This is a genomic window from Arcanobacterium pinnipediorum (genome assembly GCF_023973165.1).
In the GTDB taxonomy this organism is placed as follows: Bacteria; Actinomycetota; Actinomycetes; order Actinomycetales; family Actinomycetaceae; genus Arcanobacterium; species Arcanobacterium pinnipediorum.
The window spans coordinates 391,419-417,285 of record NZ_CP099547.1; the positions used below are offsets into that span (position 1 = coordinate 391,419).

The window sequence follows — 25,867 nt, forward strand, 5'->3', positions numbered from 1 at the left end:
CTGTCCGGGGTCGATTTACTCACATCATAGTGAGGGGAGTTGGAAAATAAGGTATTGTTATTAAATCGTTACATGTAATTGGTGGTTGACGGAAGTGGAAGTATGAAACGGATTCTGGGAAGTATTTCCCTTGTTGTTGGAGTTGCGCTCATAGTGGCAACATTCGCCGTATTTACCTCGCAGGGAGCCAAAACTAACCTCAAGCTTTCAACACCAACAGCGCAATCTGAGGTATTCGTCTACACTGAACCGGGAGTTTTAACTCTTGTTGATGATCATGTCAAAGTTACTTTAAGTGCAGCGCACGATGATATCCAATGGTCACTTGCACACCCAAATGATGCTCTAGCTTTCATCGGGCAGGCTCCAGCCCAAAGCATTGCGGGCTTGGAATCATGGGAAGAATTGAAAACGTTAGCCCACGAAGGTACACCTGAAGGTTTGCAAGAAATTACCAATGGAGTTGGGTCTCAAACATTTAGTCTTGTGGGATCAGATTTGTGGATCGAAGAAGGTAGCGATCAAGGAGAGGTTGTTCTCCAATTCGATGCTAAAGACGTTGAAGGTTTGATCCTTGTAGCGACGACGAAACAGGGCAAAGCTCCCGAAGTTACGTTAGAGTGGGCACGGATTCGTGATATTGGAAGCCCGGTAGTCTTCTATGTCATTGGCAGTTTGCTTGCCCTGATTGGTTCATTCTTACTTCTTAACGATTACCAAGAGCGGCAGTTCGGCAGAGCGCAGCGGCACACAGCAGTTAAACTTCGGGTACGAAATACCAACGGAGCATCGACCTCGATCTTAGAATCTGTCGATGATGGCGGTCCAGGTTCGCAAGGTGATCGCGATGCGCAACGAACTCATACTGGTGGTGCCTTTGGCGCCTCAATTCTGCCTGCATCTACGCGTAGTGATATCTTCCGTAATCGCGAACTTGCTGATGAAGATCGTATTTTGCTCCATCAGAGCCCTACATCGCAGCATGCTGAAGAATCCTCAACTTCGGTTGACGAAGTTTTACCAACAGATACTTTCGCTGTCTCCGATGATGACCAGGAAGATACAAACCGCGATGCGCTTTCGAGCAACGTATCGCTAGGTAGTGGTGAGGTGTCGGATCATGACGGTGAGGCATCGGATCATGACGGTGAGGTATCGGATCACGGCGGCGAAGTATCGCCTAATACTGACCGAGCACTCTCTGACGGTGAGGATAATGTGAGCTCCAGTGCGCAAACCGAAGGTTCGGGAAATAACTGGCGCTCGTTGTGGAACTTTTCATGGGATGGTCCACGCGAAGAAAAAGGAGACCATGATGCGTAATATTCGATTTGCTCTCGCTGTGGCAGTAGCTGGCACTGTGTTGCTTGCCGGCTGTGCGCAAGATACCAGCGTGCCAGAACCGCAAGCAGCAGCAGGTGTTTCCAACATTCTTCCAGAAGGTAAGTATGCCGAGATAGCTTCAGCCGTTGCTAGCGCACTGGAACAGGCTGACCAAACACGTGACGTTGGTGCGCTAGGGGATAGGATCAGTGGGCCGTTGCGCACCCAGCGTGAAGCCGAATATCAGTTAGCTAAAATTACCCAGTCAACATCTCCAACATCTATTTTGCTTAATCCACAAGAGGTTACCGTTTCTTCGGGTACTGAATTTCCTCGTACTGTGATGGCTGTTGATACAACTGACACGTCACGAGGCATTGGTACGATTGCAGTGTGGACGCAATCGACTGCCCGGCAAAACTATTCGTTGTGGGCAGTAGTGGACATGTTCCCAGCACCGCCAAAGATTGATATTGTCAATAAACAAAACAACGATGAGGGCTATCTATCGGAAAATTCCGCTGATTATCGCATCGATCCAACAACTGTTCTCGATGCATACGCTACGTATGCCACCAACCGTGCTCTTGGTGATGTCCCCTTCAAAGAAGGCGATCCACTCTATGAACAAACGCAAAAACAAGAGCAAGCATTGACAACAGATTTGAAGGAATTAGGGAGTGCTAAAACTACTTTTAGCGTACCGAATAAAGATATTCGAGCAGTTTCTACTAAAGACGGCGGTTTAGTCGTCGTCGGCGAAATTCGATACGATACAACAGTGAGTCGCACGAAAGACACCGCGAAACTCAAGCTCGGTTCGAATATTGGAGCGCTTGCAGAAGGGAAACAAGACGGCGTGGTTGAAGTCGATAACCCTGTCGTAGCGCAGTATTCAACGTCGGTGGCATTTTATATTCCACCTAAAGATTCTTCAGAACCGATCCAATTGATTGGCGCATCGGTGCCAGCGTTATTAAGTGTAGTGAAGGCAGGATGATTCTATGAGTATGCCAGGATTTGGTGGAGTAGTTGATCTATCGACGCTCAAGAAAGATCCCCAGCCAGCTTCCTCGAATGCTCAGCCACAGGGGTTGAGTCAAGAAAATGGTTCTGCGCAAACGATCCCGGGGCCGTGGATTTTAGATGTTACCGAAACGAATCTGGAATCGACGCTCCAGACGTCGATGAGCCTGCCCGTCGTCGTCGTTTTCACTGCACCGCAATCACAACACTCCCAAACCTTAGTTGCACAACTTAGCGAACTGATCACAAAATTTGGCGGGCAGATCCAACTAGCAATTGTTGACGCCTCGATTGAACAAGGGGTGGCTGGAGCATTCGGTATTCAGGCAGTGCCGTCGGTAGTAGCGCTATTGCAAGGTCAGCCGGTGCCGTTATTCCAAGGCCTTCCCGAACAAACAGCTATCGAAGATACGCTCACCAAACTCCTTGAAGCAGGACGCCAATATGGCCTTAGTGCAGTTTTGGATGGCGATAGTGCCGGGGTAGCCCCGGAACCAGAAATACCGCCGTTACACAAGGAAGGCCTAGCAGCTCTCGAAGCAGGCGATCTTGAGGGGGCACATGCTGCTTATCGGGCAGCGATCAAAGAAAACCCAGGGGACCAAGAAGCTCAAACTGCACTGCATCAAGTTGAACTACTCCAACGAGTCCAAGCGATAAATCCGGAAAATTCTCCGCTCCAAGCACAGAGCTTGATACATGCCGCTAGCAGTGCGCCGCTTAGCGATATCGATGTCCATCTCCAAGCTAGTGACTTAGAGTTATCTTTCGGACATGCTGATGCGGCTTTTGCTCGGCTAATCGATGTTATTCGAGCAACCTCAGGGCAAGATCGCGAACGGGCTCGTACCCGCTTATTGGCATTATTTGATATTGTGGGCCAACATTCACCCATAGTGGCCCAAGCCCGTAAAACATTGACGAGCGTGCTGTTTTAGAGGTGCCCTAAGCTGTTTGAGGCTAGCTCGCAACAGCTTAAGATGCTGGCGTCAATCATTTACGTGGCGGCGTAGTTGATTCTCGTACAATGAGTTCTGGCTCAAATTTCATAGCTCCAATTGATGATTGAGTACCATTGATCATCCCGATCAGAGTAGTGACAGCGGTTTCGCACATTGTTTTTACCGGTTGGTGAAGTGTGGTTAGTGGCGGATTCGTAAAGGCGTTGAGCGGGGAATCATCATAGCCAACGATTGATAGATCTTCGGGAATGCGTAAGCCAGATGATTGGCAATAGCGAATAGCGCCGTATGCCATCACGTCTGAAGCAAAAATAATAGCCGTGCAGCCTTGAGCTATGAGGTCAGTGCATGCTGAGACGCCTCCTTCAACCGTGAAGAGAGTGTGTGAGCGGTGGGCGTGCTCGCGCGGAAGCATTCGTGCCATTGTTTCAATGAATGTTTCGGTTTTTACTCGTGCGGGACCAAAACGAATCGGGCCGGTAGCTAGTCCGATCTTTTTATGGCCCAGCCCCACCAAGTGGCGCACTGATTGGCGAATTGCTGAGGCGTCGTCGGTTGAGAAATCAGGTATTGACAGTCCGGAATTGAAACCATTCATGGTGACAAACGGTATCCCCAATGCAGTGATGCGATGGTATCGTTCTAAGCTAGCGGTCGCATCGGCGTGCAGGCCCGAGACGAAAATCAGACCATCAACGCGATGTTCTACCATGGCCTCTACATAGGAATCCTCAGTAGCCCCACCAGCGATCTGTGTTCCTAGTAGCGGGGTGTAGCCATGCATCGTCATGGCACCTTCAAGATACTGAGCAAACTGTGGAAAGATTGGATTGGTCAATTCGGGAAGTATCAGGCCAATGAGCCCACCACTGCGTTCGCGCAGTTGCTCAGGGCGTTCATAACCAAGTAAGTCCAGAGCCGCTAGAACTGCTTGGCGCGTATCTGGGGCAACAGAATGTTTGCCGTTTAAGACGCGCGAAACAGTAGCTGTTGATACCCCGGCATGTGTAGCCAGGTCCGCTAACCGGATTCGCTTGGTCATGGGAGCTCCTTCGCTCGTTCCATTTTAACAAAGAAATTTTGCAAAAATTTCTGGGGATTCCACAGCTAACGATACCCTGTAGTGCAGCGCAGTTGTCTATTTTTCAAGAGTATATCACGTAAATTGGGGTTAGCTTGGACGCAGAAGAGATACGGCGAAGAACCTTGTGTGGGCCGATTTCTTGCAAGATATGTGAAAAGAATTGCATAAATCAGTCGTATCGTTATACTGAAAACACAACACATGAGCAGCGTTGCTCTTAACTCACTACGTGCTCGTTGCCTATGTTCACCAAACTGCACAGTTATAACCCTTGAGGAGAAAAAATGCGTCGTGGCATTGCACTCTTAGCTATTACCGGAATGGCGATCGCCGGACTTACCGGTTGCGGATCGTCAGATTCAGGAAAAGCGTCAGATAATTCAACCGCGTCCGAAAGCCCATCAACAGACGCCGCGTTAACGGTGTGGGTGGATGACAATCGTAAGCCAGCGTTTGAGATCGCGGCACAAAAATATGAAGAAGAAACTGGAAACAAGGTCGAACTGGTTGTCAAAGAAAATGACCAGATTCGTTCCGAATTTGCAGCTCAAGTTCCCACCGGTAAAGGTCCAGATATTACCTTCGGCGCTCATGATTGGTTAGGCGAATTCGTCACTAACGGTATTGTTGCCCCCATCGAGCTTGGCGATAAGGCTAGCGAATTTTCCGATATTGCGTTGAAAGCATTTTCCTATGATGGACAAACTTATGGCGTTCCCTATGCAGTAGAGAATATTGCGATCATCCGTAATGCTGACTTGGCTAAGGATCCAACTCCGGCAACGTTTGATGAAATGATCGCTGCTGGCAAGGCAACCGGTGCTCCAACTCCGTTCATGGTCCAGGTTGATGAAAAGGGCGATCCGTTCCACATGTATCCCTTCGAATCCTCGTTCTCGGGCCCAGTTTTCAAAACCGACGCTGATGGAAACTACACCCCAGAGCTCAACCTCGGTGGCGAAAAGGGTGAAGCATTCGCACAGTGGCTAGGAGCAAAAGCTGCTGCCGGCGAGCTTTCTGCCGCATGGACCTACGATATCGTCGTCGAAGCATTTAAGAAGGGCGAAGTACCGTTTATTCTTGGTGGCCCATGGATGCTCGGTGATTTCAAAGGCATGAACATCTCCGTTGATCCGATCCCAGCTGCCGGTGACATGCCAGCAGCACCTTTCGTTGGCGTCCAGGGTGGTTTCATCTCTGCAAAGTCAGAAAACCAACTTCTCGCAACTGACTTCCTAGTCAACTATGTTGGTTCTGAAGAAGTCCAAGATGCCCTCTACGAAGCCGGCCAGCGCACACCGGCGCTGAAAGCCTCAGCCACAAAGATCGAATCTGATCCAGTGGCCGCTGGTTTTGCTCGAGCGGGCCAAGCAGGACTCCCAATGCCATCACTTCCACAGATGGGCTCAGTATGGAGCTTCTGGGGAGCAACCGAAGCTCAGATTATCGGCGGCGCAGATCCAGTAGCAACCTGGCAGAAGATGATCACCGATATCGAAAATGAAATTGCTGCGAAGTAATGTCATGTAGCAGAGACGGCCTCGTCACCTTTAGGGGCGGGGTCGTCTCTCGTATCAGGAGATAGAAATGTCGCAGATGATTAAGCCTAGTCAGGCATCGCTTAACCGAAAGGCGCGACGAGCCAAATTATCACGCCGAGACTCAGCTGCCACCACGTGGGGGAAAGGCTTTGTCGTCAAACTGGTTTTGATGGCGATCGTCAACGCTCTAGGAATCTATATTGTTTTCACTGCCTTCGGGGTAGGCTCAACCGCCCTGGCAGCCCTCATGATTGTCCTCTTAGTGGCACTAGATTGGGTGTATTTTTCTCGCAAGACCTTAGCGTTGAAATATCTCGCACCAGGTTTAGTGTTTTTGCTGATATTCCAGGCCTTCGTGATCCTCTACACCGCATATATCGCATTTACCAACTACGGTCATCAACACACCCTTGACAAGCAGTCAGCAATCGAGTCAATTCTGTTGCAGAACTCCTCCCAGCGTGTGCCAGACTCACCGCAGTACCCGCTCGTCGTCGTCGAACAAAACGGTGAACTAGGTTTCGCCGTGATCGATCCAGATGAGAAGGTTATAAAGGCAGGAACCGCCACACAGCAATTAACCGAAGTTGATGGAACGTTCACGGGATCGAAAATCACCGAAGTCGAAGGCTATCGTATCGTTGCGTTATCTGAGCTCGGCAAGCGCCAAAACGAGGTAACCCAGCTACGTGTAGCCCTCAGTGATGACCCCGACGAAGGAGCTATCGGTACCCAGACGGGAACAGTTGGCTATCAGTTTATTTCCACCGTGAAATATGATGCTCAGACCGATACGATGACTGATATTTCTACCGGCACGGTCTATCATGCAAACGACAATACGGGCTTTTTTGAGGCCGACGACGGCTCAACGATTAACGTTGGCTGGCGCGTTATTGTTGGGTTCGCTAATTTTGCAAAGGGCTTTGGTGATTCGCGATATGCCCAACCATTCCTACAAGTTTTGATATGGAATGTTATTTTTGCACTCATGTCTGTTATCACCACCTTCCTCTTAGGAATGGTTTTGGCGATTGTGCTCAACGATGAGCGGCTTAAGGGACGAAAACTTTATCGAACGCTATTGTTGTTGCCTTATGCTTTCCCTACATTTATGACGGCGTTCCTATTTGCTGGTTTAATGAATCGCAGCTATGGCTTCTTTAATCAAGTATTAGGAGTAGAAGTACCATGGCTAACCGACCCGACGATGGCAAAGGTTTCTATCATCTTAGTCAATTTGTGGATGGGCTTTCCGTACATGTTCCTGATCGTAACTGGCGCCCTCCAAGCTATTCCCGGCGAGTTAACCGAGGCGGCTAAAATCGACGGAGCTTCACCATTCCAAGCATGGCGAAATGTGACGTTGCCACAGCTCATGATTTCCTTAACTCCGTTGTTGATCGCATCATTTGCATTTAATTTCAACAACTTCAATCTGATTTTCATGCTTAATGGCGGTGGTCCACGAATGAGTGATGCTTCGGTACCTGTTGGGCATACCGATATCCTCATCTCGATGGTGTACAAGATTGCGGGCCTAACCGGAGAAGCCGCACCAAACTATGGGTTAGCTGCCGCTATGTCCTTAGTGATCTTCTTGATCGTTGGCTCGGTTTCCCTCTACTCCTTTAAGAAATCTAAGTCGCTGGAGGTGATGTGATCATGGAAAACACTGTTATTAGTCCTGCAGTAACTGCTAATAAGGTTCCTTTTGGTAAGTGGGTACGGGAGACCGGTTTCCGGCATGTGATTGCTGTTATTGCGGTTGCTTATGCGGCATTCCCGATTTTGTATATCGTTTCAGCAGCACTCAATCCGAATATCAAGACCACGCTCACGGGTGCTAATGAGATGTTCTCGGTTGTTTCGGGAGAAAACTTTGCCGAACTATCGGATACGATTTTTTGGACCTGGTTTTCTAACACGTTGTTCATTGGTGTAACGACGGCGATCGGCACAGTGCTCATGGGTGCGGCAGCCGCATACGCATTTTCCCGGTTCCGCTTCTCGGGGCGCAAAGTAACACTGATGTCACTGATGGTGATACAGATGTTCCCACAGTTGCTTACCTTCGTGGCAATCTTCTTGTTGCTTACCACGTTGGGTGAAGTTTTCCCAGTATTAGGTATTGATTCGAAACTAGCGTTGATCTGTGTATATCTCGGTGGCGCGTTGGGTGCGAACACTTTCCTTATGTATGGTTTCTTCAATTCGATTCCGATGGAGCTTGATGAGGCGGCCAAGATCGATGGTGCAACGCATTCGCAAGTTTATTGGACAATCATCATGCCGTTGGTTATCCCGATACTTGCTGTGGTGGGATTGTTGAGCTTCATTGCTGCGTTCAACGACTTCATCTTGGCGCGTACAATTCTTACCTCCCAGGAAAATTGGACGCTCGCAGTAGGAATGAACTTGTGGGTTGGTGGAAATGAGAAGAACTGGGATTGGTTTGCGGCTGGTTCGATTATTGCCGCTGTTCCAATATTGTTGCTCTTCTTGTTCTTACAGAAATACATTGTTTCTGGTCTGACTGGCGGCGCAGTCAAGGGCTAGAATATGCAGAGGTAATGGCGCGATGAGCATTGTGCTCATCGCGCCATTACGTTGTTTGCTAGGGGGTGATGAAAGAATCTGCTCACCCGCGCAGAGAGGCTATCTCACTTCTTCGGTGTGAGGTAAACCGCGCCCAGTGGTGGTAGTTGCACGAGTGCCGATTGGGCTCGACCATTCCACGGCACGTCTTCGGTGCGTACCGATCCCATATTGCCAACACCAGATCCGCCGTACTCAAGTGCATCAGTATTGACAATTTCTTCCCATTCGCCTTCGAGGGGGAGCCCGATCCGGTAGTCCAGGTGCGGGGTGCCGGCGAAGTTCAAGGCGACGACGACGATATCATCGTCGATTGAGGACTTTCGGATGAAGGTCAAGACGTTGTTATCGCCGTCTGAACCATCGATCCATTCAAACCCGCGTTGGGTGAAATCGTCTGACCACAGTGCGCTGTGTTCTTTATAGACGGTGTTGAGCCGAGCTAGGCAGGTCATAATTCCATCGTGGCTTGGGTTATCGATAAGCCACCAGTCAAGACCTTTGCCTTCGTTCCATTCTGAGATCTGGGCAAACTCTTGGCCCATAAAGAGCAACTGCTTGCCGGGATGAGCCCACTGGTAACCGAAGAGTAACCGTAGCCCGGCGAGTTTTTGCCAAGGATCGCCAGGCATCTTTTCATACAGGGAACCTTTACCGTGAACGACCTCATCGTGGGAGATGGGGAGCGCAAACTGCTCAGAAAAAGCGTAGACGAGGGAGAAGGTGATTTCTCCGTGATGCCAGCGCCGGTTGATCGGTTCTTCTTGCATATAGCGCAGGGTGTCATTCATCCACCCCATATTCCATTTCAGCCCATACCCTAACCCACCTTCGGAGGTCATGCGAGTTACGCCTTCCCACGAGGTTGATTCTTCGGCGATCATCATAATGCCGGGATGGTTTCGATATGCGGTGGCGTTTGTTTCTTGGATGAAGGAGATGGCTTCGAGATTTTCGCGCCCACCATACTGGTTGGGCTCCCATTGTCCGGCTTCGCGTGAATAATCAAGGTAGAGCATCGAAGCTACTGCATCGACGCGAATACCGTCAATATGGAATTCTTCTAACCAGTACAGCGCGTTAGCAACGAGGAAGTTTTTTACTTCATTGCGGCCGAAGTTAAATACGTAGGTACCCCAATCTGGGTGTTCGCCACGCATCGGGTTAGGATCTTCAAATAGTGGGGTGCCGTCAAACCGTGCTAGTGCCCAATCATCTTTCGGGAAGTGGGCTGGTACCCAATCCATAATGACGCCGATTCCGGCCTTGTGCAGTTCATTGATGAGATACCGAAGTTCATCTGGGGTGCCGAATCGAGCTGTGGGAGAATAATAGCCGGTGACTTGGTATCCCCATGAGGGGCCGAAGGGGTGTTCGGCAAGCGGCATGAATTCGACGTGAGTGAAGCCTAAATACTTTACGTGGCCGATGAGTTGTTCGGCGAGCTCTTTGAAATCGAGCCCCATGCGCCACGAGCCGAGGTGGACTTCGTAGATGGAAATAGGGCCAGAGTGTGGATCGCGTGCGCTGCGTTGGTCTAACCAGGCTTGGTCGCTCCACGTGAAATGATCAGCGGTGATAATCGAAGCTGTTGATGGTGGAACCTCAGTACGGCGTGCAAACGGATCTGCTTTTTGGTGCCAGGAGCCGTCAGGGAATTGAATTTCGAACTTGTAGCGGGCATCTTCATGGGCACCTGGAACGAAAAGTTCCCATACCCCCGACGTGCCCATGCTACGCATGGCAGATACGGCACCGTTCCATCCGTTGAAATCGCCAACAACGCGTACCGCAAGAGCATTGGGTGCCCACACGGCAAAGGCAGTTCCAGAGACTTTCCCCATCTCGGTTTCGTAGCTAGTTAGATGAGCGCCTAGGACATCCCAGAGCCGTTCATGGCGTCCTTCATTAAACAGATAGGTGTCCATTTCGCCTACGGTGGGTAGGAACCGGTAGCCATCATCACCTAGAGAATCAAAATCGCCGTAGCGTGCCCGAATACGGTAGTCTCGAATTTCTTTACCCGGCAAGACCGCAACCCACACGCCATTGTGTTCGTGGGTTGCGCGGTATTCGGCTCCTCGGGTGAGGATGACGACGTCGTCAGCGAGCTGACGAATCACACGAATCGTAACGTTTTCTCCGTCCGAGTGTGGGCCGAGAATATCATGCGGGGCATGATAGTAACCGTTGGAGATGGCATCGAGTAGTTCATTACTGACCGATATTGGTTCAAGCTGTGCGTTCATACGTTTATTTTCCCATGTTTTTGTGTGATGTACATCTAATAATGCGATTTAGTTTTGTGAGAGTGCTTTTGCGATACCTGCCAGCGGAATATCTATCCAATCTGGTCGCGATACTGCTTCATAGCAGACTTCGTAGAGCGCCTTATCAATAATGAGCGCCTGGAGTATTTGATGTTCTGCAGGTGAAAGTAAGCCGTATCCGTCTAAGAATGCTTCTTGAGCCTGGCGAGCCCACTGAGCACATTTTGTACCATCGGCTCCGTCTTTATGCGCAACACCAGCGGCGTAATCAAAGGAGCGGATCATTCCGGCAACATCGCGTAAGGCTAAATCGGGTTGGGTGCGTTGGGCTAGGGGACGGAGCGGTTCGCCTTCGAAATCTAATGCGACCCAACCGCGTGCCGGCACGTCTAAGACTTGTCCCAGGTGATAGTCGCCGTGGATGCGTTGTAGTTCTGGCCATGGTAGTGCGGTAGTGGCATCATAGATTTGCCGAATCTGGATCTGGAAGGTTTCTAGTTGGGGAACTTGCGCAAATGCAGCTTGGGCACGTTCCATTAACGTATTGACGACGGCGATTTGATCAGCTTGCGTCGTTTGAAAACTGGCACGCAGTTGGGTGTGGATTTCACGTGTCATGTGGCCCAATGCGCCGATACGTTCGCGTTGGGTTGCCGTCATGATCGGGCCGGTGGCAGATAGTTCGGTTACGAAAACTTGCCATGCGTCAACCGATCCGGCGAGGAACTCTTGGGATAGAAAAATATCGGCATGGTCCACACCCGGCCAGGAGGCGGCAATCGAACCATATTGGTTAGCAACGTGAACTGAGCCTGCTTGGTCCAACGCCCCTTGTAGTTCGACGTCGGGATTATGCCCTGGGGTAACTACGCGCAGTAGTTTACAAATCAGTCCAACTGGCTGGGACGGACTGGCGGGGTCGAATCGGTAAATGATTGACGTGTTGGATTGTTCTGAGGTGAGTTTGTGTGCGTGGGTTGGCTGCGGAAGTTCGGCGATATTGCGGGCTGGATTTAGGTGAATATCGAGTTCTGCTCCCGCGTTATCGATCCAGATGGGTGGATCGTATAGTGAAGCAAAGGAGGCAGTTAATAGCTGGTAGAGATCGTCTTGGCCTTGGTAATGATCAGTGGCATCGTAGATAGTCAACGTGCTGCCGTGCCCAGATTCATCGAATCCTTCAGCTTCACCAATCAGTCCGGAATTGTCGTGGCGGGTCAAGCTGTAGGTCAACGGCACGCAAAAAAGTGTGCCATCGCAATCTAAGAGATGAATAACCGTGATCGTATCTTGAGCGCGGGTGGGGAGGGCGCAGCTAGCTACGCATTGCAGATCCGTGAGCTCTGATCCGCGATACCATCGAGCTGCGGCTATCCATGGTTTAAGTAGTGCGACGACGTCGTCGAATTTAATCCTGATCATGATTCCTCGTTAACTCCAACCAGAAGAAATCTCGCGAACCGAGCGTCAACTGGTAGGTTCCATCGTGGCCGATACGGGGGAATTGCGCTCCGCCAAATACGTCTCGAACCTCGTATCCCGCAAATTCTTCTAACGTGATGCGTCCGGCGCGAGGGGTATTAGCCATATTCATCACGCACAGTAACGCCTGATCGGAATTGACGCGGGTGTAGGCAAGCACAGACTCGTGGTCAGTTTCGCGCAACTCAAAGCGACCATTTCCTAAAACTGGATACTCGGCGCGGATCTGCAAAATGCCTCGCATCCAATGCAGGAGCGATGAAGATTGAGCTAGCTGGGATTCCACGTTCGTTCCTTGATAGTGGTAGACCAAGGATTGAACAAGGGGTAGGTAGAGTTTGCCTGGATCGGCATCGGAGAAGCCAGCGTTTCGATCTGGGCTCCATTGCATGGGGGTACGCACCGAATCGCGATCTTCAAGCCAGATATTATCGCCCATGCCGATCTCGTCGCCGTAATACAGGCACGGTGAGCCGGGTAGGGATAAGAGTAACGCATTGGCTAGTTCAATTTCCGCACGAGAATTGCCTAATAGTGGCGCGAGCCGGCGTCGAATACCTACGTTGGCGCGCATGCGAGGATCTTCAGCATACCAACCATACATTTTGGCGCGTTCTTCGGTGGAGACCATTTCGAGAGTGAGCTCATCGTGGTTGCGCAAGAACGTTCCCCATTGACCGCCGGCTGGAATATCGGGGGTAGCTTTGAGGATTTCTTGGATCGCAGTGGCGCGTTGGTCGCGTAACGCATAGTAGATGCGTGGCATGACGGGGAAGTGGAAGCACATGTGGCATTCCGGATTCTCATCGGTGCCATAGTATTCGACGACGTCTTCAGGCCACTGGTTGGCTTCGGCGATAAAGATTCGCCCGGGATAGGATTCGTCGATTTCTCGGCGTAGTCGCGCAATAAACTCGTGCGTTCGAGGCAGATTTTCGCAGTTGGTGCCTTCTTCTTCGAAAAGATAAGGGATAGCATCGAGGCGGAAGCCGTCCACGCCGATTTCGCACCAGAATTTTACGACGTCGATAATGGCTTCTTGTACGGCAGGGTTTTCGAAGTTGAGATCGGGCTGGTGGGAGAAGAAGCGATGCCAGAAGTATTGTCGGCGTACCGGATCGAAGGTCCAGTTGGAGGCTTCAGTATCGATGAAAATGATTCGCGCGTCAGCGTATTCTTCGTCGGTGTCACGCCAGACATAGAAATCACCGTAGGGGCCATCGGGGTTAGCGCGTGAGCTTTGGAACCACGGGTGCTGATCGGAGGTGTGGTTGGCGACGATGTCGATGACGATGCGGATGCCACGTTGATGTGCTTGGGTAACGAGTTCGGAAAAATCTTCCATTGAACCGTATTCGGATTTAATCGCCGTATAGTTCGAAATATCGTAGCCACCATCGCGCATCGGAGAGGGATAGAACGGAGGGATCCACAGCGCGTCTACTCCCAGCCATTGGAGGTAGTCCAGATGGTCGATGAGGCCACGAAAATCACCTGTGCCAGTGCCTTGAGTATCGCCGAAGGCACGCAGGAGCACTTCGTAAAAGACCGCGGTGCGATACCAGTTAGGATCGGGGGTGATCCCGGGACGCTCGAGTGCTGGTAGTTGTAGCTTAGTTTTTATCAAGGGAGGACCTTTACAGATAGAATATGGGCGACTTGGCCGTGCGGATCTAGGCGAACGTAGGGCGCTTCGTTCCATAAATATGTTTGGCCGTTCATTTCGTCAGTTACTTCCAAGAGCGGGCCGTTATCCCATCGCGGCGAGATTCCAAATGGGCTCAGATCGAGATAGACACTAGCTTCACGTGAGGCATACGGATCGAGATTGAGGACGACGATGACGGCATCGCCGTGCCCATCAGGGGCTTCTTCGGGGCGGGCAATTTTGGTAAATGACACAATCTTTTCATCCGATGTGGGGTTGATAGTGACATTTCGTAGCCGGCGCAAAGCAGGATGCTTGGCACGAATATCGTTGAGCATTGTGAGTAATACTGCCATGCCATTGTGCTCAGCTACCGCATAATCGCGTGGCTTATACTCATACTTTTCATTATCGACTTGTTCTTCGGCTCCAGGGCGCGCAATATTTTCTACAAGCTCATAGCCGTTATAGATACCCCATGTTGGTGAGCCGGTCGCAGCTAGGATCGCTCGAATAGCGAAAGCTGGGATACCGCCGCGTTGCATGTATGGGGTGAGAATATCGTGGGTGGTGGGCCAGAAGGCTGGACGTAATCGATGGGCAGACTCGTGGGAGACTTCCGTGAGGTATTCTTCAATTTCTTGGCGTTCGTTTCGCCAGGCGAAATACGTATAGGACTGATGGAAACCTACAGTTCCTAGGGTTTGCATCATTGGTGGATTGGTGAAGGCTTCGGCAAGGAAGATCACCTCTGGATGCAATTGACGGAATTCGGCGAGGAGTCGTTGCCAGAAGGAAACTGGCTTGGTATGCGGATTATCCACCCGGAAGATACTTACCCCGTGGCTGACCCACAGTTGGAGAATACGTTTGATTTCTTGATAGATACCTTCGGGATCATTATCGAAGTTCAGCGGGTAAATGTCTTGATACTTCTTGGGCGGATTTTCGGCGTATGCGATCGTGCCATCAGCGCGGGTGGTAAACCATTGCGGATGTTCGGTGACCCAAGGGTGATCGGGGGAGCACTGCAAGGCTAGATCCATCGCAACTTCCATGCCGAGCTTATGTGCATGGGCAACGAAGGCGTCAAAATCCTCGAAGGTGCCTAGGGCTGGCTCGATAGCGTCATGGCCGCCGTCGGCAGAACCGATGGCGTACGGTGAACCAGGATCGCCAGGTTGGGCGTTCAATGTGTTGTTGCGCCCCTTGCGGTTTGTGCTACCGATGGGGTGAATCGGGGTGAGGTAGACGACGTCGAAGCCCATACCGGCAATGCGATCAAGATCTTTAGCGGCGGTGCGTAGTGTTCCTGATATCCATTGGCCAGTTTCGGGATCTTGTTTCGCTCCAATTGAGCGCGGGAAGATTTCGTACCACGAACCTACCAGTGCGCGCTCGCGATCGACAAAAACTGGATAGTGTGCGGAGTGAGAGAGGAGTTCTTTGACTGGATATTTCGCAAGTGCGGCTTGGAGTTGCGCTGAGCGGGCGGCAGCGAGTTTAACTTCAGGCAGAGCGCGTTTCTTCGTTATGACATTGAGGGCGTCTTTTATTATTGCGCGTTCGGCAGAGCGCGCTGGAGTGCCTTTTATTGCCTGATTGAAAATAATTTCAGCTTCGGCGAAAACGAGATCGATATCGATTCCAGCGGGGATCTTGATTTCGGCGTTGTGTAGCCAGGTGGCGTAAGGATCAGACCAGGCTTGAATATAGAAATGATGCGCTCCGGTGCGTTGTGGTGTCAGCCAGCCTTCAAAACGGAACAGGCCCGGGGCAACGTCGCGCATCAGGGTTTGGTCTACTATATTGCCGGCGTCGTCAACGAGCACAGCAGTGGCGGCAAATTTATCGTGCCCTTCGCGAAACACCGTAGCGCGCACCGGGAAGGACTCGTTGATGGTTGCTTTTACTGGGCAGGTGCCATCAAGGAGTTGAGGCGAGACCTCAACGATCGGGATCCGACTCACCGCCTGGATCTGTTGTTTTTGCGGGCTGGATGAGGCTCGAGCCGAGCCCTTGGGGGCAGAACTGGTTTTACGTTGCGAAGTAGTCACACCTCTAGTCTAATCTAGTTATCTACGTCTCAAAAATTCTTAGCGTAATTGGTGTGAATGTTCGTATTCAAATTTTAGTAGTGCGCGTTTAAGATCAGAGCCGAAAGCGTAGTTTGCGGTGGGAAAATGCGGATTTATTACCAGAGTCCGATCGTTTTCTAGGTTGTCTTGTGTTGGTTGTGGAATGACGGCATGGCAGGGGATGACGAGAGGAAACGGGTTGCGGGCACAGGCGCTGGCTGCGGCACGAACAGCGCGGGCGTTGTTGGCTCGTTGCGCAAGTTGTGCATAGCTCAGAGTTTTTCCAAGCGGTAGGGCATGGAGCACTGTGCGAATCGAAGCGGCCCACGGTGTGGCTGGCGCAACGAGTGGGAGAGCGCGCAGCTTGCTTACCTCGCCGTCATACCATGCAGATAACGCCTGGTCGATCTGGGCTACAAGTGGATCATCTGTTTGGATTGCCGGGCGTTGTTCTTGATCGGTGAAGGTTATCTGGGTGATCACAGAGCCAGAAGTGGACACGCCTAACCTGTAGGCATCAATAACGGGATCGCCAGTATGGAGTGGGAAAATGAGCATCGCTGCCCTCCTGTGGTCGCTAAGATGACTGTATCAAAAACCGGTGGGGTTGGTGTTCGATGATGAACACCAACCCCACCGCTGCAGCTTGTATGGGAGTAGATCAGCCTACCTGATTAGATTGCATGCGGCGTAATCTTCCACACCTCGCGGGCGTAGTCTCCGATGGTGCGATCCGAAGAGAATCGGCCAGATTCGACGATGTTCTTCCACGCCATTTTTGCCCAGTGGCGACGATCCTGGTAATCAGCAGCCATCTTGTCACGAGTCTCGCGGTAGGAAGCGAAGTCGCCGAGTACGTAGTAGACGTCGGCTGGCTCCCAGCTTGGCTCGTAAAGGGAGTTGAGCAGGTCGTGGAACATGCCGGTTCCGCCATCGTCCAAGGTGCCATCTACGAAGGCATCGAGAACGCGCTTCAAACCAGGGGTTTGTTCTGCTGTTGCTCGTGGGTTGTAGGTGGCGCGTAACTCAGGGAGCTCTTCTTCCTTAGCGCCGAAAATGTAGGCATTTTCTTCGCCGACGGAGTCAAGGATTTCGACGTTTGCACCGTCGAGGGTGCCGAGTGTCAATGCACCGTTCATCATGAACTTCATGTTCGAGGTTCCCGATGCTTCCTTACCGGCAGTTGAAATCTGCTCCGAAACATCAGAAGCGGGGATAATGTGCTCTGCCGGGGAAACATTGTAGTTTTCCACGAAGAGAACTTGGAGCTTGCCGTCCATATCTGGATCGTTGTTAATCAGGCGGCCAATTTCGTTGATCAACTTAATGATTGCCTTAGCACGCACATAGCCGGGAGCTGCCTTCGCGCCGAAAATGAACAGGCGAGGAGCAACGTCGAGGCTTGGATCATCCTTTAACCGGAAGTAGAGGTCGAGGATGTAAAGCGCGTTCATTAACTGGCGCTTGTATTCGTGCAGACGCTTGATCTGAACGTCGAAAATAGCTTCCGGATTGACGGTTACGCCTTGACGATTCTTGATCCATGCAGCGAAATCAGCCTTGTTTGCTGCCTTGATCTCATTGAGACGATCCAAGACGGCGTCGTCGTCGCCAAAGTGTTCAAGCTTCTTGAGCTCGTCGAGGTTGCGCACCCAAGCATCGGAGCCGAGAAGCTCGGTGAGCAATGCTGCCAGGCGTGGGTTGCACTGGTTGAGCCAACGACGTGGGGTAACGCCATTGGTCTTGTTGTTGAACCGCTGCGGCCAAATATCGTACCAGTCGTGGAGCGTGTCCTTCTTGATGATTTCGGTGTGCAAGGCAGCCACGCCGTTGATGGAGTAAGCCGCGTAGCAGGCGATCCAAGCCATGTGAACACGGTTACCTTGGATTGGAGCCATGTACTCAATCTTGCCTGGATGGTAGCCTTCGGCGGCAAGCTCTTCGCGGAAGCGACGATCGATTTCGCGCACGATTTCGCTAATACGTGGGAAGAGACGATCGAAGATGCTCATCTCCCACGTTTCGAGAGCTTCTGCCAAGACGGTGTGGTTGGTGTAACCGAAAGTTTGAGAAACAATCTCCCATGCTGCTTCCCAAGTGTAGCCGTGCTCATCGAGAAGCAAACGCATGAGCTCTGGGATGGCGAGCACTGGGTGAGTATCGTTGAGCTGGATACAGTTGAATTCATGGAAATTATCCAAGGTTCCCTGGTGCTCGAGGTGGTTATCGACGATTGCTTGCAGTGATGCCGAGCAGAAGAAGTACTGCTGGCGAACACGCAAGACCTTACCTTCGTAGGTGGAATCGTTGGGGTAGAGCACGCGGCAAATATCGTGGACGCGCTCGCGTTCAACGATCGCGTCGGTGAAGCGCTGAGAGTTGAAAGCATCGTAGTCGAATTCTTTGGTCGGCTCAGCCTTCCACATGCGCAAGGTATTGACGTTCTTGGTGCCGTAGCCGGTGATGGGCATGTCGTAAGGAATAGCTCGAACATCGAGATCGGCGTATTTAACGAGGCGCTGTTCTTCTTCGCGGCGAATAACGAAGGGGTAGCCTTCTTCCATCCAAGCATCTGGCTCTTCTTCTTGGAAGCCGTCATTAAATAGCTGGCGGAAGAGTCCGTAACGATAGAGGATTCCGTATCCGCGTACTGGCAGATCCATGGTTGCGCACGAATCAAGGAAGCAGGCAGCTAGGCGGCCAAGACCACCGTTTCCGAGTGCGGCATCGTGTTCTTCTTCGAGAACATCGGAGAGGTTTTGACCAAAAGCATTCAGAGCTTGGGAGGCTTCTTCGATCATGCCAAGGTTGGTGAGGTTGTTCAACAGCGCGCGGCCCATGAGGAACTCGGCAGAGAAGTAGTGCTGCATACGGGTTGCGTTGTAGGTTTCTTCGGTGCGCTGCCAGTTATCTGCAATGCGATCGACGACGGCGTTGGACGTTGCGGCCCAGTATTCCATCGGGGTGCCAGAGTGTTCGTTGCGGCCAGAGACGGCGCGCACCTGCATGCCGATTGCGGTTGTTGTATCAGGACGGGTCATATTCTCCCTTTCCGGGGGTGTCGTGGGCTGTGGCCCACTTCCTTATAGTGCAATCGTAACCTAGATGAAACGTTGCGAAAAATATTTCACGAGGGACTTTCGCCATAGATTTACGCCACAATCTCCGGCGGATTGGGTTCTATGGTGAAAGTCGCCTCATGGTTGTAAATTTTAGTAGCTCATTCCGAGCGCGTTGTGGACGTCATCGAGAGTCTCTTGTGCTTGTTCGCGCGCACGCTCAATTCCGCGCATGAGAACACTGCGCAAATACTCTGGATCCTGTTCTAGTTCCGCGCGGCGGGCACGGATCGGAGCTAGGTGCTCGTTAAGAGCTTCGGTGACAACCTTCTTCAACGTACCGCCACCGCCGTCGCCAATTTCTTCGGCGATAACTTCAGGGGTGCGTCCAGTACACATCGAGGCGATAAGTAACAAGTTGGAAACTTCGGGGCGATTAACTGGATCGTATGTAATGTGACGATCTGAATCGGTTACTGCGCGTTTGAGTTTCTTCGCCGTCTCGTCAGCACTCATCCGCAACTCGATCGTGTTGCCGCGCGACTTCGACATCTTCTCACCATCTAAACCAAGCACGTGCGCGGCATCGGACAAAAGCGCGTGTGGGCGCGGGAAGATTCGCTTCGCTTTCTTACCCTTGTTGTACCGCTTTTCGAAACGATCGGCGATCACGCGGGCCTGCTCCAAGTGCGGAAGCTGATCCTTGCCAACCGGTACTAGGTTTGCTTTACAGAACAAAATATCGGCAGCCTGGTGAACCGGGTAGGTGAGCAGAAGGCCAGACATTGGCCGACCGTTCGTTGCCTCGTATTCAGCTTTGACTGTAGGGTTGCGGCGCAGTTCGGCGTCGGAAACAACCGATAAGAACGGAATAACAAGTTCGTTGAGTTCGGGGACTTGCGAGTGTGCGAAGAATACGGTTTCTTCAGGATCCATACCCACCGCGAGATAATCGGTGAGGAGAGACATGGTGCGCTCGCGGATCGAATCGGCTTCATCGCGATCCGTAATCACCTGATAGTCAGCAATAAGTAGCCACGTATCGACGCCGCGTTGCTGGAGTTTACGCCAGTTTTGCAACGTTCCGAAGTAGTGGCCGATATGCAGGTGCCCAGTTGGCCGTGCGCCGGTCAATACCCGGAACTTCGAGGGATCGTCGTCAATAGTTAGGTTGATTTTCTCGCTCATCTGGCGGGTAGCTTCGAGCGAAGCATCCGATGTTGTCGCTTCCAAGGCGAGTTGCGCATTATTTTCACTCATGTCCTCTAGTCTAGCGTGCTCCGCCACCACTTTTTGCTTCACATAGCTGTGAAGCGTGACGTTTCACGGGCTTCTGGCAAAGGGTCTTGCGACGGCGGACAGGTGGGAGTTATCTAAAGCTCAAAACGACGTGGTTTTCCTAGTGGTAACTTCTGGGCGGATCAGTCCGTGGAACCTATGAGTGAAAATAGTTGTTCGGCGGTGGGGCTTAGTATATCGCTATGGATGATACCATCGCGTAAAACTATGGCTCTGTCTGCTCTAGCGGCAGCTGCAAGGTCATGGGTAACCATGATTACAGTGGTCCCAGTTTTATGTAACTGGGCGAGTTGATCGAGAAGTAGGCGTGTTGAGGCTGAATCGAGTGCTCCTGAGGGCTCATCTGCAAAAAGAATTTTTGGTTGTACCGCGAGAGACCGGACAATTGCAACTCGCTGTCGTTGACCTCCGGAGAGTTGGGCTGGATAAGAATCTAACTTATCCGAAAGACCGAAGCGGTCGAATAGTTTTTTGATAGCTTTTGCGGAGAGTCGTTTTTTATTGAAACGAAGGCCAAGTTTGACGTTTTCAAGCGCTGTCATCGAGTCAATCAGATTGTAATCTTGAAATATGAAGCTTGCGTTCTTACGACGTATCGCGCTTCTTTCCTTTCTGGAGGCGGACACTACATCGCTGCCGCATAGTTTTGCTATCCCGGAATCTGCTTGTTCTAGTCCAGACATGCAGTAAAGAAAGGTAGTTTTGCCAGACCCTGACGGGCCAACAATAGACACAAACTCTCCTGCTTGAGCCTGGAACGATAAGTTTTTCAGCACGTGTACTGATTCATTCTTGTTTAGTGGGAAACTCTTCGATAGAGCTTCTACCTGGACTATGGGTTGCATCTTAAACCTCTTATCGGACAATAGCTTGCATATTTAGTGAGCGAGATTGAATCAAAGTTGAGATTTCGGTAAAAAGTGTTATCAGTAAAAATCCAGCGGTTAAAAGAATGTATGTTTCAAGAGGTATGCCACTTGATTGCGTATCTGGAACTGGCCCAGCCGAGAGTGCCAAACCCATAGCTAGACTGTTGATGAAAAGGATCGCTGTGCTGATTAAGGATGCGACCAGTAGATAAATAAGGGATTCTAGAAATGCTGCGAATGTGATGGTCGAAGGCTTGCAACCGAGAACCTGTAGTAGTGCAATGTCGTGCACTCGAGAACGGTTTGTTAAGTAGACAGCTAATACTCCGCCTGCCGCTGCCAGAATAACTGGTGTGCTGAAAATTAATAGAATCTGGGAACTAGGGCTGACTTGAAGGCTCTCCTCGGAGGCTCCAATTGCGGACATTACGTTACGTGTTTGGGCGATCATGCCAAATACTAGGCCGACTGATGTTGCTGCCAAAACTAGCGGAGTGATGAACGCTGTAGAGCGGAATGCTCGGCGCTTCGCAGAGGTTAACGCAATCATCCAGCTATCAAAAATATTAACTGGGTCGAATAGTCCAATGAACGCGATCGTGGACTTAACTATCGCTTTGCTTGTTATGCCAAACGCGAGTAATAGCCCAAGTCCGATTCCCCAGTAAGCGCTGATCAAACCGCTAAGAATCTCAGAGCTGGTGGTGATAGGTACCTTTGATATTGCTATATAAGATGCGATCATTCCTCCCGTCACGAGGAAAGAGAAAAGATAGCGCACCCACTGGCGTTCAGTTGGATTCGCAAAAGGGCCATTTACTGCGATAACAGGATCGAGTTTGAGTAGAGAGCGAGTCGTTAAAACTAACGGAAGAATGACGGTGAGAAGTGATGTAATCGGTGCGAACACGATTGCCCATATACTTTGATGTATGTATCCTGAATCAGCTGGGAGAAGTCCAGTTTTCTGAATCAGAACTATGTAGAAATCCCATAGTGACATTGCAAGTACAGTGCCAAGCACACAGCCGATAACGGCCGCAAGGTAGGCTAAAGTAACGTACCGTAATCGTGCTGCAGCTGGAGAAGCGCCAATGACTTGCCATAGCGCAATTCTTCTCGAATCTTCCTCGACCGCTAGCCGGATAATGGTTGGAACGCAGAAAAGTATTGCCATAATAGTCAACGCCATCTGGAAGCCTCCAAGAACGGAGAATTGCTCTGCAGCTGGGCCAGTTGGTAACTGTGCGCCTGCGATAGTCGTGCCCAGGGATAGTGTGATGAGGCAACAAGAAATGGAGGAAATGCTGAGGGTTGCTACGAACATTGGAATGAAATCGCGAATCTCTTTCAGCATATTGCCCGGCCTCCCACAATGCTTATTACTATTGTTGCGATGGAAATAAGGAAAAATAAAACCGTTCCAACTTTCAGAGCATAATAAATTCTACTATATAGGTTAGAAGAGTTTGTATGCTTCAAGGTGGAGGTGTCCAGGTTTAAGAGTGTGAGGAGTGCTCTATAACCATCTGAATTTACAAAAGGAATAATATTGAAGAGTATAGCAAAGTTGAAAATTAGAAATATCGGTGCACTAGCACTTAATTGTGTGCAGTGATAGCTACTAATGAGGAAAGTTGTGTTTGAAACTGCATTCGCAAAGACTCCGGCTAGATGTACAGTTATTCTGAATCCCGGAGGGAGTAGATAGACACGGTTTATTCGGACGAAAATTGAAGGTATGAAACCGAGGTTAAAATGAAATCCCCATGAATCAATTTTTTGACCGTGTAAACGTAAAGCGAGAACATGGGAATATTCGTGTATAAGAGCTTGAAATAGCGCGTAGAACAATAGCGATAATAGGTGAGGGTAGCTCGATAGATATCTGTAAGAGTTGAGGTTGCTGCTAATATATAGATGTAATGACCAAGCAATACACGCGGCTGTAATAATGAAAATTATGAAGGCGTATCGATATTCGTGATAGGTGTATTCGACTTGCCACGTATGGTTTTCCTCAAACTCCTCAGTTTTTCCTACGTAGCACTTCCGTTTTGAGGTGAAATACACAAATGTTTGTTCGCCTTTTGAGAGTAGAATATAATCCTCTGTGGAAGCTCGAAGATATTTACGTATTTTCATTATCTAAATATCTAACTTTGTTGCATAAGGAATTTCGCGCGTGAGGTTATATCGTTGGCGAGGCTCTGTAATACATGTGGGGTGAGTGTTAGTGCTCGGCAGACGCTACATGCGTCTGTAACTATTGAGTCTTCAAGGCGTGGGATTAGGCCTCTGGAAATTGCTAAATTGTAGATCCAGCCAAAACCTTCATGCCTAATAACTGAAAAGTAGCTATTGTAAGTAATCGTTTTTAGTGCTTCTTCAAAAGGCGTCCCGTCTACAGTTCCGATTTTTAAACTAGTGCCAAAGACTGCGGGAGAGCAGCATGGGTAGATATACCCATCGTAGTGAAAAGTTGGTTCGAAGCTGGGGCAGTTTAGCTCCGAAATTGGTAGTGATGATCTGTACAATTCACTCTCTGGAAGATTGGTGGCAGCGCCGACTGGTGTTACGGGAAATTCCCTTATGGTAACTTGGGGATATTTTTTCTTGATTGAGAGAATGGAAGAATCGAGAGGGTTACTCTTAGTTGTGGCGCAATTTATGCAACATTCCAAATTCAATTCATCGCATGCTTTTATGATGTTTTCAACACGAGCTTTGTTGATGAATGGGGAATGGAAGCTGTCGTGGCTAATAGTCAGATAGGCGAGTCCAGCTTGTTTGAGTTCTAAAATGGCCTCTCGTGCACTTCTCGGGGTTATTCCCCAAAAACCATTCGATGTTAGGGTAGCCTTCTTACCTTGTGCGGTCACGATCTTTATCATGTTGAGGACCACCTGTTTACGTAACATTGCTTCACCTCCGCTTATCCCTACCGTTTGGACTATTGGATTTGAAGCCACTTCGTGCGCAATTTGCATAAGAGTTTCTGTCGGTATCTCCTCTGAACATTTAGGCGTTGATTCGAAGCAGCAGTGGATGCAATGTGCATTACATCGTCGGGTAATGATAATTCCTACGCTTATACCACGTTTCATTTTTCTCCAAAGTCGTGTGGCCGAGCGTTTATCTCGGCCACACGAGTTGCATTAGCAACCGCCTGATCCGATGATGATTCCGCATGTAATGAAATGCCAATGGTCGTCTTGGTCGGTTAGCTCGATTAACTCACTGTCTAAATTGAGCTCTTTCAGAGCGTCTGTTGTAGAACTCATCTCACCTCCTAACTTTATGCATATAAGTATATAAGGAGTATTCCAGAGAAAATAGGAACTAAATCCTATAGGTGTAAGAAATTCAGTTATGTGGCATGAACTGCCCCGGTTTTGTTTCTAGGCATCTGTCTTGATTTCATTCATTTTCTTGATTTAGGAGCAGGTTTTAAAATTCCTACTCAGTCTCAGTTGGCGGGGTGATAACCTAGACTCCGGTTAAGTCTGGGACGATTTCATCAGGTTGCTCACTTGAACGTCGCGAATTCTACGTCGACGTTGTTCGCCCCAACCTGAGTGTGAACCAGCTCGATCTTACTTGAGCTATTAAGGGTTTCCGGCAATGCTTTGTTGGGGAGATCATCATCAAATTCGGTGAGCATCCCCAGCTCGGCTTCATCTTCATCAACCATGTGAAGTGGGGGATCGTGGGAGCTGCTTGAGCGATGATGAACGCATCGCGCTGGTTGGTTTTAGCTTATCCCGGGGTATAGATCCGCGATCGGTCGCATTGCCGAACCGGGTAAGTACGCGACATGTATCCTCAATTGCTTGGGCCACTGCCACAGCCAGCGCGCCGAATTGTTGCTGGCTGATCTACCACAACAAGTATTGGGCCAAGGCTGGCAAGCTCATCATAAATCTGTCGTAGTTTTTCTCCATCGTTGGGTAAGCGAATGTGAGTAGACTTGATCGCTACTACCGTGAACGATGGTTGCCCAGTGATCAGTCTTGCCCTGCGTCGATGCCAAGCCAGATATCAAAATTCTCCGGTATCACTGCCTGTCTGACTTTCAAGAATACAACCAGCTAACTAGTTGTTAGCTTTCACGGGTAAATACATCCGTCTTACACCCACGCCTGCGACAGGCATCATATTCCAGCGCCATGCCCCTGATGAGTAATCACGAGTATGTCTGTCCGATCCCGGTGACACCCCCCGGATCATTAAAAGACAGGGGCAAACAATCATGCCGAGATAGTCCAGCCAAACCCATCATCGCGCAAATGCCAGCTTCAGAGCTTATCAAAACAGTAACGGGCCTTCTTTTCCTCCCATTGAGATAACTTCCGTCAAATACGGTCAGTTCTCCCAGTGAAGTAGACGTAGGTTTGCATGGGATTCATCCGTATTCTTGATGGAACACATGGTCAGTTCCTCATGTTCATCTTCTGTTGTGGAATATTACGTGGTTGGTTGTAGCTTTGGATAGGAAAACGAAGAAATAAAAGAAAATGTCTTTAGCTTTGTGTTGTGAGCGTTTGTTTGTAGGTGGGCGTGTCCGATAGTGGATTGAGTGATTGCCCTGCTCCATCCGAATATTGCTTCGTATCGGTCTTTGGTAA

Annotated in this window: 18 protein-coding genes and 1 pseudogene; 6 read left to right on the top strand and 13 right to left on the bottom strand. The window is 50.1% G+C overall.

What is annotated here, in order from left to right:
• Positions 1 to 102: 102 nt before the first annotated feature.
• Genes NG665_RS01685 through NG665_RS01695 form a run of 3 tightly spaced genes read left to right on the top strand, consistent with a single transcriptional unit; the run spans position 103 to position 3,287 of the window.
• On the top strand, positions 103 to 1,323 hold the full coding sequence (locus NG665_RS01685) for a hypothetical protein (protein WP_252673593.1): 1,221 nt from the start codon (positions 103 to 105) through the stop codon (positions 1,321 to 1,323).
• Complete coding sequence (locus NG665_RS01690; RefSeq protein WP_252673594.1) at positions 1,313 to 2,323, top strand: hypothetical protein; 1,011 nt, start codon at positions 1,313 to 1,315, stop codon at positions 2,321 to 2,323. Before NG665_RS01685 ends, NG665_RS01690 begins: the two co-directional genes overlap by 11 nt.
• A gap of 4 nt (positions 2,324 to 2,327) precedes the next feature.
• Positions 2,328 to 3,287 carry a tetratricopeptide repeat protein gene (locus NG665_RS01695; protein WP_252673595.1) on the top strand — a complete coding sequence of 320 codons (960 nt, stop codon included), beginning with the start codon at positions 2,328 to 2,330 and terminating at the stop codon, positions 3,285 to 3,287.
• A gap of 55 nt (positions 3,288 to 3,342) precedes the next feature.
• Here NG665_RS01695 and NG665_RS01700 read toward each other — a convergent pair whose 3' ends face one another.
• The gene (locus NG665_RS01700) at positions 3,343 to 4,353 is read right to left on the bottom strand and encodes a LacI family DNA-binding transcriptional regulator (protein WP_252673596.1); all 1,011 of its coding nucleotides are present in this window, start codon (positions 4,351 to 4,353) and stop codon (positions 3,343 to 3,345) included.
• Positions 4,354 to 4,679: 326 nt separating this feature from the next.
• Between NG665_RS01700 and NG665_RS01705 the strand changes: the two genes are divergently transcribed.
• The 3 genes from NG665_RS01705 (at position 4,680) to NG665_RS01715 (ending at position 8,495) form a co-directional block, all read left to right on the top strand.
• Complete coding sequence (locus tag NG665_RS01705) at positions 4,680 to 5,915, top strand: sugar ABC transporter substrate-binding protein (protein ID WP_252673597.1); 1,236 nt, start codon at positions 4,680 to 4,682, stop codon at positions 5,913 to 5,915.
• Between the two features lie 67 nt (positions 5,916 to 5,982).
• Complete coding sequence (locus NG665_RS01710; protein ID WP_252673598.1) at positions 5,983 to 7,599, top strand: ABC transporter permease subunit; 1,617 nt, start codon at positions 5,983 to 5,985, stop codon at positions 7,597 to 7,599.
• A gap of 2 nt (positions 7,600 to 7,601) precedes the next feature.
• Complete coding sequence (locus tag NG665_RS01715; protein WP_252673599.1) at positions 7,602 to 8,495, top strand: sugar ABC transporter permease; 894 nt, start codon at positions 7,602 to 7,604, stop codon at positions 8,493 to 8,495.
• A gap of 104 nt (positions 8,496 to 8,599) precedes the next feature.
• Here NG665_RS01715 and glgB read toward each other — a convergent pair whose 3' ends face one another.
• The 12 genes and pseudogenes from glgB to NG665_RS01770 form a co-directional block, all read right to left on the bottom strand.
• Positions 8,600 to 10,783, bottom strand: coding sequence for a 1,4-alpha-glucan branching protein GlgB (gene glgB / locus NG665_RS01720; RefSeq protein WP_252673600.1), 2,184 nt, complete (start codon positions 10,781 to 10,783; stop codon positions 8,600 to 8,602).
• Positions 10,784 to 10,831: 48 nt separating this feature from the next.
• Positions 10,832 to 12,226, bottom strand: a complete 1,395-nt coding sequence (locus tag NG665_RS01725) for a maltokinase N-terminal cap-like domain-containing protein (RefSeq protein ID WP_252673601.1) — start codon at positions 12,224 to 12,226, stop codon at positions 10,832 to 10,834.
• Positions 12,213 to 13,988, bottom strand: a complete 1,776-nt coding sequence (treS, locus tag NG665_RS01730) for a maltose alpha-D-glucosyltransferase (protein ID WP_435366682.1) — start codon at positions 13,986 to 13,988, stop codon at positions 12,213 to 12,215. Before treS ends, NG665_RS01725 begins: the two co-directional genes overlap by 14 nt.
• Positions 13,910 to 15,991, bottom strand: coding sequence for an alpha-1,4-glucan--maltose-1-phosphate maltosyltransferase (locus NG665_RS01735; protein WP_252673603.1), 2,082 nt, complete (start codon positions 15,989 to 15,991; stop codon positions 13,910 to 13,912). Before NG665_RS01735 ends, treS begins: the two co-directional genes overlap by 79 nt.
• Positions 15,992 to 16,030: 39 nt before the next feature.
• Positions 16,031 to 16,570 (bottom strand): methylated-DNA--[protein]-cysteine S-methyltransferase, encoded by a 540-nt coding sequence (locus NG665_RS01740; protein ID WP_252673604.1) that lies wholly within the window; start codon positions 16,568 to 16,570, stop codon positions 16,031 to 16,033.
• Positions 16,571 to 16,686: 116 nt separating this feature from the next.
• Complete coding sequence (locus NG665_RS01745) at positions 16,687 to 19,053, bottom strand: glycogen/starch/alpha-glucan phosphorylase (RefSeq protein WP_289812921.1); 2,367 nt, start codon at positions 19,051 to 19,053, stop codon at positions 16,687 to 16,689.
• A gap of 171 nt (positions 19,054 to 19,224) precedes the next feature.
• On the bottom strand, positions 19,225 to 20,331 hold the full coding sequence (gene trpS, locus NG665_RS01750; protein ID WP_252673605.1) for a tryptophan--tRNA ligase: 1,107 nt from the start codon (positions 20,329 to 20,331) through the stop codon (positions 19,225 to 19,227).
• Positions 20,332 to 20,492: 161 nt separating this feature from the next.
• On the bottom strand, positions 20,493 to 21,104 hold the full coding sequence (locus NG665_RS01755; RefSeq protein WP_197672576.1) for an ABC transporter ATP-binding protein: 612 nt from the start codon (positions 21,102 to 21,104) through the stop codon (positions 20,493 to 20,495).
• Between the two features lie 121 nt (positions 21,105 to 21,225).
• A complete protein-coding gene (locus tag NG665_RS01760) occupies positions 21,226 to 22,596 on the bottom strand; it encodes an FtsX-like permease family protein (RefSeq protein ID WP_252673606.1) in 1,371 nt (456 codons plus the stop codon).
• A 799-nt stretch (positions 22,597 to 23,395) separates the two neighbouring features.
• Positions 23,396 to 24,346, bottom strand: coding sequence for a radical SAM protein (locus tag NG665_RS01765; RefSeq protein ID WP_168917338.1), 951 nt, complete (start codon positions 24,344 to 24,346; stop codon positions 23,396 to 23,398).
• A gap of 51 nt (positions 24,347 to 24,397) precedes the next feature.
• Entirely contained in the window at positions 24,398 to 24,523 is a 126-nt protein-coding gene (locus tag NG665_RS08655) for a hypothetical protein (RefSeq protein ID WP_256367955.1), read from the bottom strand.
• Positions 24,524 to 24,810: 287 nt separating this feature from the next.
• A pseudogene (locus NG665_RS01770) lies at positions 24,811 to 25,193 on the bottom strand (IS110 family transposase); the annotation flags it as partial.
• Positions 25,194 to 25,867: the final 674 nt, after the last annotated feature.